This is a genomic window from Lewinella cohaerens DSM 23179 (assembly GCF_000379805.1).
GTDB lineage: Bacteria > Bacteroidota > Bacteroidia > Chitinophagales > Saprospiraceae > Lewinella > Lewinella cohaerens.
The window spans coordinates 134,368-152,930 of sequence record NZ_KB903565.1 but is presented as its reverse complement, the minus strand read 5'-3'; the positions used below and the strand labels follow the sequence as shown (position 1 = coordinate 152,930).

At 44.7% G+C, this 18,563-nt stretch carries 14 protein-coding genes; 7 read left to right on the top strand and 7 right to left on the bottom strand.

The features are described 5' to 3' along the window. Positions 1 to 39: 39 nt before the first annotated feature. From A3EU_RS0122000 to A3EU_RS0121975, 6 genes are all read right to left on the bottom strand, one after another. Entirely contained in the window at positions 40 to 1,845 is a 1,806-nt protein-coding gene (locus A3EU_RS0122000; RefSeq protein ID WP_020538367.1) for a tetratricopeptide repeat protein, read from the bottom strand. A gap of 235 nt (positions 1,846 to 2,080) precedes the next feature. Further along, complete coding sequence (locus A3EU_RS35310; RefSeq protein WP_020538366.1) at positions 2,081 to 3,061, bottom strand: energy transducer TonB; 981 nt, start codon at positions 3,059 to 3,061, stop codon at positions 2,081 to 2,083. Positions 3,062 to 3,076: 15 nt separating this feature from the next. Continuing rightward, entirely contained in the window at positions 3,077 to 3,451 is a 375-nt protein-coding gene (locus A3EU_RS0121990; RefSeq protein ID WP_020538365.1) for a VanZ family protein, read from the bottom strand. 54 nt (positions 3,452 to 3,505) lie between these two features. Further along, positions 3,506 to 3,901, bottom strand: a complete 396-nt coding sequence (gcvH, locus tag A3EU_RS0121985; RefSeq protein WP_020538364.1) for a glycine cleavage system protein GcvH — start codon at positions 3,899 to 3,901, stop codon at positions 3,506 to 3,508. Between the two features lie 9 nt (positions 3,902 to 3,910). Beyond that, complete coding sequence (locus tag A3EU_RS0121980; protein WP_020538363.1) at positions 3,911 to 5,224, bottom strand: citrate (Si)-synthase; 1,314 nt, start codon at positions 5,222 to 5,224, stop codon at positions 3,911 to 3,913. A 95-nt stretch (positions 5,225 to 5,319) separates the two neighbouring features. Then, positions 5,320 to 5,724: a hypothetical protein gene (locus tag A3EU_RS0121975; protein ID WP_044086320.1), complete on the bottom strand. Its 405-nt coding sequence runs from the start codon at positions 5,722 to 5,724 to the stop codon at positions 5,320 to 5,322. 111 nt (positions 5,725 to 5,835) lie between these two features. On the opposite strand from A3EU_RS0121975, the gene A3EU_RS0121970 reads away from it, so the two are divergent. The 5 genes from A3EU_RS0121970 (at position 5,836) to A3EU_RS0121945 (ending at position 14,565) form a co-directional block, all read left to right on the top strand. Then, positions 5,836 to 6,423, top strand: a complete 588-nt coding sequence (locus tag A3EU_RS0121970) for a DUF3109 family protein (protein WP_020538361.1) — start codon at positions 5,836 to 5,838, stop codon at positions 6,421 to 6,423. A gap of 318 nt (positions 6,424 to 6,741) precedes the next feature. Continuing rightward, a complete protein-coding gene (locus tag A3EU_RS0121960; protein WP_020538359.1) occupies positions 6,742 to 7,278 on the top strand; it encodes an RNA polymerase sigma factor in 537 nt (178 codons plus the stop codon). Between the two features lie 123 nt (positions 7,279 to 7,401). Further along, on the top strand, positions 7,402 to 8,376 hold the full coding sequence (locus tag A3EU_RS33180; protein ID WP_020538358.1) for a FecR family protein: 975 nt from the start codon (positions 7,402 to 7,404) through the stop codon (positions 8,374 to 8,376). A gap of 250 nt (positions 8,377 to 8,626) precedes the next feature. Beyond that, complete coding sequence (locus A3EU_RS31385) at positions 8,627 to 11,572, top strand: TonB-dependent receptor (protein ID WP_020538357.1); 2,946 nt, start codon at positions 8,627 to 8,629, stop codon at positions 11,570 to 11,572. 47 nt (positions 11,573 to 11,619) lie between these two features. Continuing rightward, positions 11,620 to 14,565, top strand: a complete 2,946-nt coding sequence (locus A3EU_RS0121945) for a TonB-dependent receptor (RefSeq protein WP_026211530.1) — start codon at positions 11,620 to 11,622, stop codon at positions 14,563 to 14,565. A 141-nt stretch (positions 14,566 to 14,706) separates the two neighbouring features. On the opposite strand, the gene hemA is transcribed toward A3EU_RS0121945, so the two are convergent. Then, on the bottom strand, positions 14,707 to 15,936 hold the full coding sequence (hemA, locus tag A3EU_RS0121940) for a glutamyl-tRNA reductase (protein ID WP_020538355.1): 1,230 nt from the start codon (positions 15,934 to 15,936) through the stop codon (positions 14,707 to 14,709). 126 nt (positions 15,937 to 16,062) lie between these two features. Between hemA and A3EU_RS0121935 the strand changes: the two genes are divergently transcribed. After that, positions 16,063 to 16,629 carry a YqiA/YcfP family alpha/beta fold hydrolase gene (locus A3EU_RS0121935; RefSeq protein ID WP_020538354.1) on the top strand — a complete coding sequence of 189 codons (567 nt, stop codon included), beginning with the start codon at positions 16,063 to 16,065 and terminating at the stop codon, positions 16,627 to 16,629. 93 nt (positions 16,630 to 16,722) lie between these two features. Continuing rightward, positions 16,723 to 18,546, top strand: coding sequence for an AMP-dependent synthetase/ligase (locus A3EU_RS0121930; protein WP_020538353.1), 1,824 nt, complete (start codon positions 16,723 to 16,725; stop codon positions 18,544 to 18,546). Positions 18,547 to 18,563: the final 17 nt, after the last annotated feature.

Sequence of the window (18,563 nt, the reverse complement as noted above, 5' to 3'; positions counted from 1 at the left end):
AAGCGCTTTTTGTGTTTAACTAAATTAGGATACTTATCATCAATTTAGATTATCCCCTCGCAATGCCCTGAATCGCTTACGTGCCTCCACTGCAAAAGTACTATCCGAATAATCAATAAAGAGGTTTTCGTACAAAGTCATTGCTTTTTCCGTATCACCCAAGAAATTCTCATTCAATGCTGCTAAGGCAAAAAGAGAATTATCAGCCCGGATATCTTCAGGGAATTTCTCAACAATTTGCTCGTACAATTCAGCAGCAGCCTCATATTCTCTTTTTTTACGGAATACACCAGCTTTCAGATACATAATATCATCTTGCAAAGAATGGTCAGGGAATGCAACTAAGAGGCTATCCATTTTAGCGAAGGCTGCATCAAACTGGTTGCGAAAAACCAGTAAGTCGGCATCAGCATACATTTGTAGTGCTTGCGTCGTGGTATCCAACCCAAGGTTGTCCATGATGAAAACCGATAAATCCAGCGCATCGTTAGCGATAAGCTTTGAGGTCGACGCCTTCAAGACATCAAATTGAGCCTGAGCCCATTGAAAGTCACCATTGTAATAGGCCAACCGCGCATTACGAAAACGAGCTTCATGCCCCAGGATATCTTCTTTGAAAGCTTTATCTACCTGTGAATACAATAGCGTCGATTCCCAAATATCACCCTTCATCAGGTAATAATCAGCCAAAGCTAACTTTCCACGTGCCTGTACATTAGGGTCCGTGGCAGGGAAAGTGGTCATATCTTCCAATAACACAATACTGCTATCCAATTTATCCATGTAAATAGCCTGTAATTCCGACAACTCGAGAATAATCGCTGCCGTGGCGCGATTGCNACCAAACTCTTCTAAAAAGAATAGGTATTGCTTTTCCAGTTCCACGAGTTCTTCCTGGGTATAGGCATATCCCTCTACTAACTTTGCCCGGCGAGCACGTAAGGCCTGCCGTTTAGCGTCGAGGTACAATGTAGAAGACTGCCCTTTTTCTTCCACCAGGTAATCAAAAGCCTGGATCGCCGCATCGTAGTCTTTATCCTCTATGGCGATCTCTCCCAGCTCATAAATTCGCAGGCCGTTCTCATTCAATCGCCGATCAAGCGCTTTCACCTGACGTAGGGCATTGCGATAATCTTTGCGTTGAACAAATACCCAAGCTAATAACTCCGGAAAAACAGGGTTTTCATTTCCTCCCTGAATTTTTTCATAAAGTTGTGTTTGTAACTCCTGATAATCAGCTTCCGAAAGGTAGCGTTGAAAAATTATTTTTAGCTGGCTTATCCGATCAGGATTATCATCCATTGCATTGAGATAAGCGCCAATCATCGGTTGGCTTTCCCCCATTCGCCGATAAAGGTCCCCTAAATTGTAGGAAAAAATACGCTCATCACGAAGCAGTACGGCACCTTTTTCATAGGTCTCAATTGCAAAATTATACTTGGTTTGCCGGATAAAGGCATTAGCAAGGCGAGTTACCGAGTATTGATCGGCAGGGATATTCTCAATGGCTGACCGAAACTGTTCTTCTCCTTCCTCATAGCGCCCCAAGCGTTCTAACAAGGTACCATAAGAGACGTTGAGTTGTACATTACCATCATTACGTCGAATCTGGCGCTTAATGACCGTTTCGGCTTCATCGTAATTTTCTAATGCCAGTAAACAATCGAAATAGCGATCAAAGAAAAAATCATTATTACCATTGCTCTGGTAAAGGTCAGCATATAACTCCGCTGCTTTTTCGTATTCTCCATTTTGGAAATACTGCTGCGCCAAGCGAGCGTTTTGGGCACTACCAATGGTTAGGCTTATTAAGCTTACGATCAATATTATCAGGTATCGTGTCATTGTGGTCTAACTTGTATTCTTCTCAGCTACTTTGCGTTCTGCAAGGTAGATATCGCTGTGCATTAATAAAAACGGCACCTAGCCATAAAAGTTGCTTTCTCATTTCCATGACTACAAAAAGACAAATGGCTAAGCTGCCAAAAGCAACTTAGCCATTCTAAAAAACCAGAAGTTCGAAACAAAGTCTCAGAAAAACATAGTGCTTTTCTAGTTTTTTGATTCACTTCTTATTCTTTTACTCAAGCTTAAATTTCACCGGCAGGTTGAACTGTACACGCACCGCGCGACCACGTTGCTTACCCGGTGTCCATTTAAGACCTTGTGCATTCATCAGCTTAACAACTCGTAGTGCTTCGTCGCCACACTGGGCACCAATATCACGTACAACTCGAGCATCTGTTACACTACCGTCTTTCTCGATAACGAAGGTTACTACAGCAGTTCCTTCCACGCCATTTTCCCGTGCGATTGCAGGGTATTTGATGTTTTTGTAGATGAACTTCAATAGTTCCGTCTGAGCACATGCTTTTTTCTCGTCTTCAGACCCTTTGTCTTCACAACCAGGGAAACGTGGCATTTGCTCAACCACCTTGAAAATTTCCTCCACCGCTGGTGGCGGTGGTGGTGGTGGAGGAGGTGGTGGTGGAGGCGGAGGCCCCTTGTCAATATTCGGAGGAGGAGCTTTGTCATCAACCGTTGTACTGTTGTCCGTCTGAGTGTCATCTTCCAAGATGGTATCATCAGGTACTTCCTCGATCACCGGTGGAGGTGGTGGTGGAGGTGGAGGTGGTTCAGCAGTACGGGGAGGCTCTTCCATAATGATGTCGTCCTCCATTTCGAGGGCGCCTTCCGGAATATCAATTTTTTCTTCCAAATTAGACCAGCCGAAAGCCATGACCGAAAGGCCAATAGCTACCACTAATCCCAGGTTGAAAAACGTTCCGCTCATTTTGAAAGCGTCGACCTTCTCGTACTTGGTACGGTTTGCGTAAGGACTTCCGGACGCAGCCAGATTTCCAGTCAATCCTTTCTCCGTCTGCTGACGAAAGTAGGAACGCATCCATATGCCCAAACCGACAAGGGCTACGATCAGTACAACCAGCATCAGCAATAAAGCTGAACTGTTTGCCCAGAAGCCACCATCGAATCCTGCCTGAATATCAAGCAGAAAAACGGGTAATCCCAAACCGCCCTTTGCAAATAATAGCATAGTCATGCGAAAAAGGGTTTATTAATGATAAATAATTTTCAATAGCCATAGTGCTATAAAAGCACCGATAATATTAGCAACAATGTCCCATAATTCAAAATAGCGATCAGGAAAAAAGCTAAATTGTATCAATTCCATTGCTACTCCGTAACCGCTTGCCAATAAAAAAGACCAGCGATAAACAGTTTTGCTGCTTGTATAATAAGACTTTATCGAGAAGAATATTCCCATTGCCAAAATACCGTAAACAGCAACATGTCCAAACTTATCCGGGGTCATTAACCAATCGATTCGAGGTAATTGTGGCCCCGGCATTGTCGATAAATAGAAAATAACCACCGTCCAAACAAGCGTAAAAACGATGTAAATTAAAGAACTACGCCGTGCAAGATGCATTCCCAAATAATTTTGGTGGGTAGGTCAATATTTTTTTCACTTTTTAGCGCTTATTTATTCCGCTACCACCAAAGCTGTGTAGGCCTCTGCGGAAAGTAAATTGTCCAACTCAGCCTTATCACTGATCTTAATCTTCACTATCCAGCCTTCCCCGTAAGGGTCACTATTGATCAACGTAGGGTCATCTCCTTCTGAATCATCAATCTGTTTGTTGAATTCAAGAACTTCACCACCTACCGGCATTAGTAACTCAGAGGTTGTTTTCACCGCCTCTACTGTTCCAAATTCTTCACCAGCGTCCAGTGTCTCTCCTACTGTTTCAACTTCCACATAGACCAACTCGTCCAATTCTTTTTGTGCAAAATCGGTAATGCCGACATAGGCAACATCACCTTCCACCCGAATCCACTCATGGTCTTCGGTATACAGGAGTTCCTTAGGAATATTCATTGATAGATATTATGCTTCGTTTTGTTTTTTTAAAAAATCTTTCACCCATTCGGTAGTGAGTGATTTCGGGCGTTCCAGTGGCATACCCAAAGCACGAGACCAACAACCGGCTGCAAGTACCCCCAGTGCACGAGACACCCCGAAAAGTACCGTATAATAGCTGTACTCTGTCAATCCATAATGAACCAAAATGGCTCCTGAATGGGCATCAACATTAGGCCAAGGGTTTTTCACCTTTCCTAATTCACCCAAAATCCCAGGCACCACTTCGAATACCTTCCAGACTACCTGTACAATATCACTGTCTGCCAGATGTTCTTCTGCATAGCGCTTCTGCGCTGTAAAGCGGGGGTCAGGCTGACGCAATACCGCGTGGCCATAACCAGGAATAACTTTACCTTCTGAAAGCGTTTTATTCACATAATCAGCAATCTGCTCTTTCGTAGGGGTACGTGTCCCCAATTCTTCGAGCATCTCAAAGATCCACTTAATTACCTCCTGGTTGGCTAATCCGTGAAGCGGACCAGCCAAAGAAGTCATCCCTCCGGCAAAAGACAGATAAGGGTCACTAAGTGTAGAACCAACCAAGTGAGCAGTATGAGCTGACGCATTACCGCCCTCATGGTCCGCGTGAATCGTAAGATACAAGCGCATTAGGCTTTGGAACCCTTTGCCAGGAATCCCCAGCATGTGAGCGTAATTAGCAGCCCAGTCCAATTGTGGATCAGGTTCGATATGCTTTCCATCATGGAAAGAACGACGATAAATATATGCAGCTATCCGCGGTAGACGGGCAATCATATTAAGCGTGTCCTCATAGACCGGATCCCAATAATCCGCTTTGGACATGCCTTCGTCATAGCGTTTAGCGAATACGCTGTCCGTCTGCATCGCCGTGATGGCCAGAATAAACTGGGTCATAGGATGAGTATCTACAGGCAAGCTATCCAACATCGTAAAGGTATGAGCCGGCACTTGTGCCCGGTCACGCAATTGGTCAGTCAACCAATCCACCTGCTCTGCTGTAGGGATTTCTCCTATTAGCATCAACCAAAAGAGGCCTTCTGGCTTTGGCTCATTGTCTGGCCCTGTTGGCAGTAGTTCTTTTAATTGCGGAATAGAATACCCCCGGAAGCGAATACCTTCGTGAGCATCTAGCTGGGAGGTTTCCCAAATCATCATTTTGATGCCGCGTGCTCCACCAAAAGCCTGGCTTAGCTTTACTTCATCAATTTTGGTATTACCATGCTCCTTGAGCAGGGCCTTCATTTCTGTGGCAAGGGCTGAGGCCTTTTCGTAAAATCTCTGTTTGAGAGGATCCATTTATAATTCTTAGCGTTATTTAGTTCCTAAATAATAAAGCAGCTTCCGATTTTGTTCAACAACCGCTGCCAGTTTACCCATTTAAGTTATTACGGTTAGCTTCTTTCCAGCAATGCCAACTCAATATCTTCTTTGGACTTCCCATCCTGACGCATTTGCTGAATGAGATTAGAAGTTGCCTGACGGTAAGCTGCCTGCTCCTGATCCAGGATAAAGCGCTGTTCTTTATGCAAGATTTGGCGGATAGTACCTTCACTATTCTTACGCACAGATTGCTTTTTCTCCAAATACAAACGGTAGTTAGATTCGCGCAACACTTCAATTTCCTGTAGATTACGTTCCCGACGCTCTTCAACAACATACATCTGAACAATCTGCTCGGCGCTTAGATTATAGCGGGCTGTCTGTTCTTGTACCGCCTGTTCTACTGCGGCTGAGCGTTCTTGAGCACTAACAATCCCTCCCAACAGGAGAAAAAAGAGCAACATCTTAATTTTCATAGTTTATCAAACTTTACTGTACTATACTAATGGTGGCTAAAGTACGACAATTGTAGGGAACAATGTCCAATTGTTCTGCATATTTGCAGTTGATAAGCAATAATTCCGACAATGATCATCATTCAAGATAAAATAGTCAGTGACGAACTGGTAGAAGAACAATTCCTCTGTAACCTTGACGCCTGCAAAGGTGCTTGCTGCTGGGAAGGAGACGCAGGCGCTCCTCTCGAGGAAGAAGAACTTGCCCTACTCAAAGAGACCTATCCAACCGTCAGCTCGTACCTAAGCCCAGCTGGACGTGCTGCTATTGCCAGTCAAGGCCTCTACCTCATCGACGAAGAAGACGGAGAGTATCGTACACCGTTAATTGACGATGCGCCCTGTGCCTATATGACCCTTGACAATACAGGAAAAGCCCAATGTGGTATAGAACAAGCTTGGCAAGCAGGAGATATTTCTTTTCGTAAACCCATCTCCTGCCACCTCTATCCAATACGGATCACCAAAAATTCATCAACGAATTTTGAAGCCTTAAACTACGATCGTTGGGATATTTGTACAGCAGCCTGCACCAAAGGCAAAGCTGCGAAGTTACCGGTTTATCGCTTTGCGAAAGAAGCGCTCATCCGCAAATATGGCGCTGAATTTTATGACGAACTTGACCAGTACGCCAAGCACACCCTTACCGAAAAAGAATAAAAAACTACCGTTCCCTTGCAAATAATGCACATTTTACCTAGTTTTGCTACCGAACAGCGAAATTAGCTCCCCCCCAAAGTTCTGCTGCGGCAGAATAATTGATCTAATGCTACAGTAGCTTTAAAGACATATTGTTTGCTCTCTTGATGAGAGTTCTAACATAAAGATTCGCGAAATCCCCTTTTGAAGTTGGATTTTTATTAGCAGCCATGGTATATTCTACTATGGCTGTTTTTGTTTTGAACTCATTGGGTCAATAAAAAAATGCTTATTTTTCAACTTGTTTTGGCTTTAACACTCTATAATTCAACTTGAAACTTGAGCGAAACGGATCGACAATGGCAACTACTGCGTACCGGAGACCAAAAAGCACTGGCCTATCTTTTCAAACACTATTACCGTGATTTGTACCAGTATGCTTTTACCATGCTTAGCGATCACGCTGTTGTCCAGGACCAACTCCAGAAATGCTTCCTTAAACTATGGGAAAAACGAGCAACATTGCCGCTTTCCGTTAAGGTAAAGCCCTACCTTTTTCAAACTTTACGCTTTGGCATTATCGATTATTTAAGGCAATCTAAAGCCCATAGCCAACATTTGCTAAACCTGCAAATCGTCCAATCACGCTCTCCAGATGAGTATGAACAAGAAAGAAAAACACAAACAGAAGAAAAATTACAAGCAGCAATCCAACAGTTAAGTCCTGTTCAGAAAGAAATTATTTATCTACGTTTTTATAATAAGGTAGCCTATACTGAAATCGCTGGAATCATGGGAATGAAGTACCAATCGGTTCGTAATTCTGCATATCGCGCTCTAAAAAAGCTACGAATCCAACTCTTACCTGAAAAATAATTATCCCCAGCTGAGTACAAAATAGAAAGCTATCCGTCATTAGGGTATAGCAGGCGTGATGAAAGCTTATAGCACTATGACAGCTCAGCAAGAAACACTTTCCCAAAACCGGGAACAAACATTATGCTAAAACCGGAAGACTTATTGGTAGATGATCGCTTTGTAGCGTGGAGCATGTCGGAAGGCAAGCTACATCAGGCCTACTGGGAAGCGTGGTTGGTCAAATCTGACGAACATCAGGAAATTGCGCATCAAGCACAACTGATGCTCCAAGAGTTACACTTCCAAGACGTGACGCCAGAAATAGCAACTGACGCAGCGTGGCAGAAACTACAGCAGCAACTTACTCAGGAAAAACCAAAGCGAATATACTTACTGGCCCGGCATTGGCAAAAAGCTGCTGCTATTTTACTCATAGGCTTAGCCGCCTGGTTTATGTGGCCTAACAGCTCCGATTTTCGTACTGATTTTGCAGAACAGCAACAACTGACCTTGCCAGACGGCACGACTGTAAACCTTCGTGCTAATTCACACCTCTGGTGGGAAGATGAATGGGCCGCCCAGGGTGTCCGGGAAGTACATCTTGAAGGAGAGGCCTATTTCGACGTAAGCCCAGCCAACACCCAAGCAGGTATGCCCTTCGTCGTGAAAGCAAACACACTTGGCATAAAAGTAATGGGAACGGAGTTCAATGTTGTAAATCGTTCAAATAGACGCCAGGTTACCCTCGTTGAAGGAAGTGTCTCTATTGTGGACCAAGGTCAACCATTCCAGGTACTACGCCCAGCGCAACAATACTATTGGCAGGCCAATGAGCCCTCACAGATTCGAGAAGTTACAACAGCAATTTTCACCGACTGGCGTAATGACCGCTGGCATTTTGACCAAATGCCTCTGTCGGAAATTGCCTTGCGGATTGAAGAACACTACGGCAAAGATGTCATTATAGCAAATGGCGAATTGCAACAGCATAGTTTAAGCGGAACAGCACCAGCAAAAAATCTAAAAATGCTGATCAATGCTATTTCCGTGTCATTGGGCATAAATGCTCAAATAGACGGAGAACGGATTATGTTCTCCGCTAAACAACCTCAATAGATCGCACATAAGTATTGCGCAGAAAATAAACCGCGATTTTCTCTAAGTTTTCCAAATAGTTAAAACACTTAAAATGAAGCGTTTATTCAACTATTATGAAAACAAAATCGCTTTTTATTTTCGTGCTGTTTCTTAAAAGCAACGAAAACAACAATTGCACAACAGATTAATCACTGTTTTGGGCTTATGGTGTAATGCCATAAAGGGAGTATCCTATGCCTAAAACCAATATTCTAAACAATTACCAGCAATGGTAGCTCGAAAAGGTACAAAGCTGCGATGGATATTAATTTACTTACTCCTATCAGGGCTAGGTAATACCGACCTTCTTCGTGCACAGTACGGTAGCCGCACACCATTGCTATTAACTGACGGACTCGAGCTCCTGGAAGAGAAATACCAGTGTGCTTTTCTTTACGAAACACAGCTCGTTCGTGGCCAGTATTTCGATCCCGCTTGGCTCACCTCTTTCAAGCACCTGGAAGATATTCTCGATCAACTGAGTAAAGAAACCTCTCTTACATTTACAGAAATAGATGATGGATTCTGGGCTATTCAAGTTCGTCATCCTTATGGTCAAATACGTGGATACGTATACAATGATCGGGGGGAGCCGTTGACAGGAGCCTCCGTTTTTCACCCTGGTAGTCAGCGCGGAGCCTCTACCGACCCAACTGGTCTTTTTGAATTTTGGATTCCCGCCGGGCAAACCCAATTACAGGTCAGTTATATAGGGTATCAAACAGTAGACACCTTAATTTGGCTGCCTTTTGGGCAAAAACAACAGCTTAATGTCATGCTAGAGAGCAGTGTTGACCTTACCGAGGTAGTAGTACTCGGGGGGGCACCTCACTCATTGGCGTACTTGTCTCCCAATACAGATGCGGAACAGTTGGGGCCAGAAGAGATGGGCAACCTCCCACTTACTGATTTAGGCCAATTACTACAATACGCAGCACCTTCCTTTCATTCGACCTACCAAACCCTCAGTGACGGTACAGATCATATTGACCCTGCAACCCTCAGAGGCCTTGGTTCTGATCAATTGGNTGTATTGATTAATGGGCAACGACGGCACAGTTCCGCCCTCGTCAACGTCAACAACACCATCGGTCGGGGTAGCGTAGCAACAGACCTAAACACCATTCCCTTATCAGCCATTGAACGTGTAGAAATATTACCTGATGGTGCCACTGCTCAGTATGGATCTGATGCCATTGCTGGCGTTATCAATGTTGTCCTTAAAGACAGTATTGCGCCCTCATCTGTACATTTCATGAATGGTATTACCACTGCTGGTGATGGTTTCCAGGCGGGGCTCAATGGTCATTGGCAAATTCGTCAAACACCACGGGATTTCATCCACCTGAGCTGGCGTTTAGATGCACGGAGCTCTGTTAATCGTTCCGGCAACTACAACGGTAACGTTTTTGGTGACAGCCGTGATCAACAGCCAGATTCGTTAGCAGCGTTTTTTTCTCAGACCGGATTTTCAGGGCAGCGTGTTATGGAAGTCGGCAGTGCAGCTATTCGCAACTATGGCTGCTTTGTTCGCCATGAACGAAAAATTGGTACCCATGGGCAGTTCTATCAATTTGGCGGTGCCAATTTCCGTACAGGAACAGCTCGTGGATTCTATCGTTTCCCCTACCAACAACACAAACAATCTGGCCTGTATCCCTGGGGGTTTTCACCAGAAATCCATCCACGCATCATGGATGCTTCCTGGCTCAGCGGCTGGCGACGAAATTTGGGCGCATGGCAGGTGGATATAAATCAAAACGTTGGCCTCAATCAAGTCAATTTCCTTATTAAGAACTCCAACAATGCTTCTTTAGGGCTACAATCACCTACTAGTGCCCGAGCCGGGAGCTTGCTGTATAGTCAGCTGATTACAAAATGTGATGCCAGTAGAACAAGTGCAGACGAGCAATCTGCTTGGCAGGTAGGTCTTCAATGGCGTAACGAATTCTTCCGCCAAGTCGCCGGTGAAGAGTGGAGTTGGAAAAATTACAACACCGACACAGAAGATCAGCAAGAAGGGGGCATCCAGGTTTTTCCTGGTTATCGTCCCGAAAATACGGCCCGCGTCTGGCGTAGCTCTTGGTCGGCCTATCTTCTTTTTCACCAATATATAAACCCACGCTGGCATTATGCATTGGCGCTACGTGGCGAATCCTGGATCGACAACGGTAGTTTTCTGACAGGAAAAGCAGCTCTCACTTATCGTCTGAATAGTGGTCCTAAAATTCGTGCAGCATTAAACACCGGCCTACGCCCTCCTTCGTTGGCACAAGCGTATTTCAGTAGTCAAAGCTTACAATTTGTACCAGAGGGGGACAAGCTCGTAGGTGCAGAAATCGCTCAACTCAACAGTGAACACCCTTTGACCCGTGCACTCGGTGTTGGCCAGTTACGAGCAGAGCGGTCTTACAATTCTTCCTTACAGATTTCCTGGCCTATTCAAGATCGAGGAACAATAAGTCTCACCGGGTATCGAGTAGATATTCAAAATCGAATTGTACTAGGCAGTCAGCTCACCGGGCAAAATCATCCAATGTTAGCAGCCATGCTCGATGCCAATGGACTTGATCGGGTACAATTTTTCTCTAATGCTATTGCTACAACGACTTATGGTTTGGACCTGGGCTTAGTTCGCAACTGGCAGTGGGAAGCTGGCATTTTGAAGGTACGCCTTGCCGCCAGCTTGAACCGAACTCGTCTGACAAAAATAACACTCCCTGAAGGATTAACGGGCTTAGAAACAGTCATTTTTAATCGAGAAGATCGTGCCCGTCTAGAGCAAGCCCAACCCGACAGCAAGATTATTACGCAGGCTAACTGGACCGTTAAAAACTGGCAATTCGCTATACAAAACACCCGCTTTGGTGCGGTTACCTATCATCATCCCAATGACGGATCGCCAGACAACTGGGTTGTCAATAACTATTCTCAACAACCAGCTAGCCGTGATCAGACTTTCCGTGCTAAATGGATCACCGATCTATCGCTGCGCTGGCAAGCTCGGCAAAATATTAGCTGTGGGCTTCACGCCCGGAACATTTTCAACATTTACCCAGACCGACATCAGCACAGTGCAAATACGAACAATGGTGTCTTTCAATACAGCCGCTATGTTCAGCAATTTGGAGTCTGGGGTACACACTGTCTTTTGAGTTGTCAGCTTAGCTGGTGACGCTATTATAATTAGTACAGACTTATTATTCACTAAATTAATTAGTTATGAAACCGTTTTATCTACTTCTCTCACTTATGGCTTTTTCCGTCATAGGTTTTGCCCAACAAGGCACCATTAGCGGTACCATCGTTGATGGAGACGAGCCTTTATATGGTGTTTCGGTCGGAATTGATGGCACTTTAAAAGGTGCAGTTACTGACCTTGATGGCAAATACAGCATTACTGTTGACCCTGGAACTTATAAAGTTGTAGCAAGCTATGTAGGTTACTCTACCCAAACCAGGCAGGTGACTGTTGCGGCTGGAGGAACCGCTACTGCTGATTTCAACCTTGCCGGTGGTGTACTTATCGACGAAGTGGTCGTTACTGGTACCCGGGCATCTAACCGTACCAACCTTGAATCTGCGGTGCCCGTAGATGTGATTAATGTAAGTGAGTTGGCCTCGAAAGCGCCACAGGTGAGTATCAATCAACTATTGAGCCAGACGGCGCCTTCGTTCTCTTCTAACACTCAAACCATTTCAGATGGTACCGACCACATTGACCCAGCCTCTCTACGTGGCTTAGGGCCAGACCAGGTTTTGGTGTTGGTTAATGGAAAAAGACGTCACACGACTTCCCTTGTGAATGTGAATGGTACTTTTGGTCGTGGTAATGTAGGAACAGACCTCAACGCCATCCCGGCTTCTGCTATTGAGAAAATTGAAATTCTTCGTGATGGTGCAGCAGCGCAGTACGGTACAGATGCCATTGCAGGTGTTATCAATGTAAAACTCCGCGAGGATGTCAACCAATTGGCTCTTAGCCTTACTACTGGTGCTAACTTTTCTGATGGTATCGGACCTTTTGGTGGTGAAACCAAAAGTGCAGACGGTGAAGTAATTAATCTGGGGATGAACTACGGCTTACCTTTAGGTACTGAAGGTGGTTTTATCAACTTCAGCGGTGAATTCAACTATCGGGGGAAGACCAGCAGAATGCAGGAATTCTCTGGCCAAATATTTAATGCCTATAATGGTATTGAGCGGGTAGCTGCTGCTGACGGTGCTGACATAAGCAACCTAACACTGGAGCAAGTTCAGACCTATGCACAAGATGTAAGCTACCTTGACGGTGGAACCCTCCAGGCACTAAATGACCTCACCGATATCAGTGGCTTAGCTGGTGTCCTTGATTTTGATGCAACCACTCAAGAGTTGGGCGCAAGAAATCAGGAACGCAGTGACTACAATATGCTAGTCGGTCAGTCGGAAGTACGTGGTGGCAATTTCTTTGCGAACATGGAGCTTCCTGTTGGCGATAACGCCGAGCTTTATAGCTTTGCAGGTGTAGGCTATCGCCGGGGTTGTTCTGGCTGTTTCTATCGTCTTCCTTCTCAAAATCGCACCACTACTTCCATCTACGCTGATGGTACTGTACCTAAGATCAATTCTAACATTATTGACCGTAGTTTCGGTGTAGGCTTGCGGGGAATGGTTGGTGACTGGAATGCAGACTTTAGCACCGTGTATGGTTACAATGAATTTCTTTACAATATAACCGACACTCACAATGCTACGCTGGGGAGTAGCTCTCCAACAGAATTCGATGCTGGTGGTCATAGCTTTTCCCAATCCACCTCTAACTTTGACCTTTCTCAGTATTTTGATGGTGCAGCAGGCAAAGGCATTAACGTTGCTTTTGGAGGAGAGTATCGACTCGAAAACTATAATGTAACTGCTGGTTCTGAGCAATCTTACGGCAACTACGATCAAAATGGTAACCTGGTAACTCCAGCTACACCAGACGAACTATTGGTGCTTGATTATTTTGGTCGTAACCGTCCTTCTGGTGCCCAGTGTTTTGCAGGCTTCCTGCCTACCAATGCGGTGGATGCTAACCGTTCCAGTGCAGCGCTTTACCTGGATACAGAATTTGACCTGAGTGAAGCATTCCTTCTTGGTGGTGCTGTACGTTTTGAGAACTATTCTGACTTTGGTTCTACATTCAATTACAAATTGACAGGGCGCTACAAGGTCAGCGACAACTTTGCCATTCGTGCAGGTACTAGCTCTGGCTTCCGTGCACCTTCCTTACACCAGATTCACTTCAGTCGTACTTCTACTATTTTTAACTTGGTAGATGGTGTTTCTGTCCCTCAGGAAGTAGGTATTTTTGCCAATACTTCTCGTGCAGCCAAGTTGCTTGGAATTCCTGAACTGAAAGAAGAAACCTCCCAGAGTGTAAGCTTTGGCTTCACTGCTAAGGTTCCTGCTGCCAGCCTTCGTTTCACTATTGATGCTTACCAGGTAGGTATCGATGATCGCGTTATCCTCACCGGGCAGTTTGGCCCTGGTGATGATGCTGAACTTCAGTCTATCTTCAATCAAGCTGGTGCTACACAGGCTGCTTTCTTTGCCAATGCAATCAACACTACTTCACAGGGTATTGACATTGTTATTGCTCATTCTGCCAGCCTTGGCACTGGAGGAAAAACATTGCGTAGTGACCTTGCTGCTACTATTTCCAAGACCACTTGGGATCAGGAAGACGGCATCAATGCATCCGACTTATTAAGAGAGAAAGGGTTGGTCGACACCTATTTTGATCAGACCAGTCGGATTTATTTAGAGCAAGCTGTTCCTCGGGTAAAAGTTACCTTAGGCAACACCCTTACACTGAACAAATTGACCGTTTACCTACGTAACACCTACTTCGGAGAAACTACCGAAGCGACCAATGCTGATATCTTTGATGCTGATTTAAATCAGACAGACAAGAGTATTGATCCTTACAATGCAGGCAAAGTCATTACTGATTTGTCATTAGGCTATGAAGTTGCGAACAACCTCAACTTCACTTTTGGAGCCAACAACTTGCTGGATGTTTATCCAGACGAGGCTGATCCTAGTTTCCAGTCGGATGGACGCTTTGTGTACTCTCGTCGCTCGCCCCAATTTAGCTTTGGTGGCCGCTTCTTGTTTGCACGGGTAGCCTTTACATTGAAGTAAAGAAACCTAATGGTCTGTCAAATCAAAGAGGTCGGGCAACCGATTTTTTTGAACTTGACAGACCACTAGCCATGAAGGTGCTTAANATCTTGTTTCAGCACCTTCATGGCTAATATTAACAACTCTAATTTTGGGGAATTTCTAGTTAATCAGCGTTTCGCGTGCAACGCGCATAGGGATACCTATACATTTTTTCTCCATGTAGCTCAGAACTTCATCAAGGAGAGCACGAGAATTATCGTCCATCTGTTCGATATCTTTACGAAAGATCTCATTAACGGCTTTTACGCGTACCGCTTTGATAGCAGAAGGAACTTCACGCATAGCAATTTCCAATTGCCGCTGTTGTAGATTGAGCGGAAAAGCTTCGATGTGTTGCTGCAACCGTTGCTCAGCGATCGCTAACTCTTTTTCCCGAAAGGAACGATTCTCATCAGCCAACTGCCGTAGGCCTTCTATCTCGATGTAAAGGCTCTCGGGGTAAGTCCGAAAAATTTCCGGGTCGGTATTATGAGGAATAGCCAAATCAACGATGACTTTGCCTTTGGCGTCTTCCCCGTTAAGTAGGCTGGTATAAATGACATTATTAAGGATAGGTTCTTTCGCTCCTGTGCAGACGACTAGGCAATCAAAGCCTTCTCGATAATTGATCAATTCAGTCAATGGGAAAGCTTCGCCAGCAAATTTTTTTGCCAGCTTTTCAGCTTTCGCCAGACTTCGATTAAATACCGTTACATTTTTGAAATTGTGCTTGAGCAAAAATTTACTTACCAGCGTGTTCGTCTGGCCGGCACCAATAACAACTATTCTTGAATTTGCCTTCAGGTGGGAACTCAGCATCTTGCGCACAGCTAAAGAAGCAATTGAAACCGGCTTCTCTCCAATACGGGTATTGGAGTAAACATCTTTAGACGCAGCGACCATACGCTGAAACAATAGTCGCAAATAATCTCCTATATGGCCGCGCTTTTTAGCTTGGTCAAAAGCTTCTCTCAGCTGGCCTAATATTTGGCGCTCGCCTACAACCAGAGAGTCAATAGAACAGCCTACTTGCTGAAAATGCTCTACTGCTGGCATTCCTTCAAACCCTCGCACACTTTCTTTGATCGCCTTAGTCTCCAAAGATGGATTTATCGATTGAAAAAAGTACTCAACAAAATGTTCATCAAGGCTTTTTTCTGTGACAAACAGAAACAATACTCGGTTACACGTAGCCACATAAAAAAGCTCATCCAATTGAAATTGCTGTTTGAGCCCTTGCAACAAATCACTTACAGCCCCCTGGTCATCAGCAGGCAATGAAAAATCACCAATACGACTTAGGTTCGTATGGCGATGAGTTACAGTAAGAATTTTGTATTGTAGCAGCATAAAGTAAGGCCTTCAACGACTTGGACAAAGGTAAAAAAGCAAGCCAGATTCCGTGTCACGCATTTGTAACAAAAAGTGAGGAAATCTAATGATCTTTGCCATGACCTTAGTGACAAAAATCACCTTATGGATATTATTTACCTGCATGGTTTTAATAGCGACGGAGAAGGCTGGAAGACTACAGCACTCCGAAAGCATTTCCCGACGGCCAATGTACAAGCGCCGGACCTGCCTGCTCACCCCTTGGAAGTACAGGAGGTTATTGAAGCCTGCATTGCCAATTGCACAGAACCTCCGCTATTGGTGGGCACCTCTTTAGGAGGATTTTATGCCTATTACTACAGCGCTCTTCATCAGCTAAAGGCTTTACTTTTCAACCCTTCTTTAAAACCACACATTACACTTGATGATCGAGGAATTGGTGTTTTTAAAACCTGGACACAAGGTCGTGCATATCACTTCAAGCGAGATTATCTGACAATACTTGGAAAAATGAAATCGGAGGCCGATCATCAGCAAAACCAAAAACTGCTGTACTTTTTTTTGGCCAATGATGACGAAGTACTTGATCACCAACAAATACCCGAACAATTTACCCAATCTCACGTACAATGGTTTCCCGGTGCCGGGCACCGATTTAGCAAATTTGAAAAAGTTTTAAAGCTAATGAAAAAGGAATTCGCAAACAGATAGCCTTCTTTTATTTGCTTTTAGTTATTTTCGCCAGACTAATATTCCAACTACCCTGACAATCCTGTATTTTTATCTAAATTCTAAACTGTGAACATGGAGCCCACTAGATTATTTGATTTTATCCATTATCAAAAAGAACATTTCCCCCAAGCGCAAGCAATAGGTGGTCGTAAAACCAGTGGAGAATGGGCTTACTACAGTACGGATGAAGTCATTGAAAAGGCCAATCAGGTAAGCCGTGGTCTAATCGCACTGGGAGTACAACCCGGCGATAAGATAGCACTGGTTGTTTATAAAAACCGACCAGAATGGACTATCATGGATATTGGTTTGCAGCAAATAGGTGCCATCAATGTACCTGTTTATCCTACCATCAGTCCGGTGGAATACGAATACATCTTCAATGACGCCGGGGTTAAACTTTGCTTTGCTGGCGAAGGCGACCTTTACGATAAAGTAACTTCGGCTAAGCCTAATGTTTCCACCTTGGAGAACATATACACCCTGGACCGGCAAGAAGGGCGCCCTTACTGGGAAGATATTTTTGCAGAAGGAGGGCAGGAAGAAGTCGAACAGCGTAAAGCTGCCATTCAACCCGAAGAAATGGCCACGATTATCTATACCAGTGGCACTACCGGCAACCCGAAGGGGGTTATGCTTTCGCACAACAACATTGTCAGTAATGTAAAGGCCGTTAAAGCATACTTACCGCTCAACACCGGAGAAATTGCTCTGAGTTTCTTACCGCTCTGTCATATTTTTGAACGAACAGCTGCCTACTCTTTTGTCTACAACGGGATCAACATTGTTTTTACCGGCACAGACAACCTGGGTGGCGAAACAGGAGACTTGCAAGCTATCAAACCTCACTTTTTCACGACAGTACCTCGTCTTTTAGAAAAAGTGTATGAAAAAATCTACAACAAAGGGCTAGACCTTACCGGTCTCAAAAAAACACTCTTCTTTTGGGCACTTGGCCTAACTGACACCTACGATTACGATAAACAATTCGGTGGCTTGACGGGAATACAATGGGGTATTGCCGACAAACTCATCTTTAGCAAATGGCGGGAAGCGCTGGGCGGACGAGTAAAAGGTATTCTCACAGGTGCAGCCCCCTGCCCAGTAAAAATCATGCGAGTATTCTCTGCGGCGGGTATTCCAATACGCGAAGCTTATGGCCTCACGGAAACCTCTCCGGGGCTTACTTTTAACCGCTACGAAGCCGACGGAGCCTACATGGGAACAGTGGGTATGCCCTTCCCTGATGTGGAAATCCGCATTGATACTTCAGGAGATTACCGAGAAGGAGAAGGAGAAATCATGGCTAAAGGCCCTAATATAATGATGGGTTACTACAACAAGCCTGATGAAACCGCAAAAGTTATCGAAGAGGTTGACGGAGAGCGCTGGTTCAGGACCGGCGATGTTGGCACTTGGGTGACCAGCGCCAAAGGGAATAAATTTGTTAAAATCACGGATCGTAAAAAAGAACTCCTCAAAACATCCGGAGGGAAATACGTCGCCCCTGCCCCTATAGAAAGTCTCTGCAAAGAAGATTTCCTAATCGAGCAAATGATGGTCGTTGGTGACAAACGGAAATTTGTATCGGCGCTTATTGTCCCGTCTCCGGAAGCTTTAGAAAACTATTGTTCGAACAATGGTATCAAATGGACAACCCTCCAGGATGCGGTGAGTAACAGCAAGGTTATTGCCCACTATCAACAGATCATTGATAGTATGAACCCTCGCTTTAGCAAGATCGAGCAGATCAAGAAATTCACACTCCTTCCAACAACATGGGATGCGACGAAGGAGGATGGTTCTACCGCAGAATTGACGCCTACGATGAAGCTAAAAAGAAGAGTCATCCTGGAGAAATTCGCTAAAGAGATTGAGATGATGTACAATGTATAGACAAGTCAGTCTATTAA

What these genes read in the sequence shown, in the direction of transcription:
- gcvH (WP_020538364.1), bottom strand. Translation starts at nt 3,901, where the DNA reads ATGAATATTCCTAAGGAACTCCTGTATACCGAAGACCATGAGTGGATT.
- A3EU_RS33180 (WP_020538358.1), top strand. Translation starts at nt 7,402, where the DNA reads ATGCTAAAACCGGAAGACTTATTGGTAGATGATCGCTTTGTAGCGTGG.
- A3EU_RS0121975 (WP_044086320.1), bottom strand. Translation starts at nt 5,724, where the DNA reads ATGAAAATTAAGATGTTGCTCTTTTTTCTCCTGTTGGGAGGGATTGTT.
- A3EU_RS0121970 (WP_020538361.1), top strand. Translation starts at nt 5,836, where the DNA reads ATGATCATCATTCAAGATAAAATAGTCAGTGACGAACTGGTAGAAGAA.
- A3EU_RS0121935 (WP_020538354.1), top strand. Translation starts at nt 16,063, where the DNA reads ATGGATATTATTTACCTGCATGGTTTTAATAGCGACGGAGAAGGCTGG.
- A3EU_RS0121945 (WP_026211530.1), top strand. Translation starts at nt 11,620, where the DNA reads ATGAAACCGTTTTATCTACTTCTCTCACTTATGGCTTTTTCCGTCATA.
- A3EU_RS0121930 (WP_020538353.1), top strand. Translation starts at nt 16,723, where the DNA reads ATGGAGCCCACTAGATTATTTGATTTTATCCATTATCAAAAAGAACAT.
- A3EU_RS35310 (WP_020538366.1), bottom strand. Translation starts at nt 3,061, where the DNA reads ATGACTATGCTATTATTTGCAAAGGGCGGTTTGGGATTACCCGTTTTT.
- hemA (WP_020538355.1), bottom strand. Translation starts at nt 15,936, where the DNA reads ATGCTGCTACAATACAAAATTCTTACTGTAACTCATCGCCATACGAAC.
- A3EU_RS0121980 (WP_020538363.1), bottom strand. Translation starts at nt 5,224, where the DNA reads ATGGATCCTCTCAAACAGAGATTTTACGAAAAGGCCTCAGCCCTTGCC.
- A3EU_RS0121990 (WP_020538365.1), bottom strand. Translation starts at nt 3,451, where the DNA reads ATGCATCTTGCACGGCGTAGTTCTTTAATTTACATCGTTTTTACGCTT.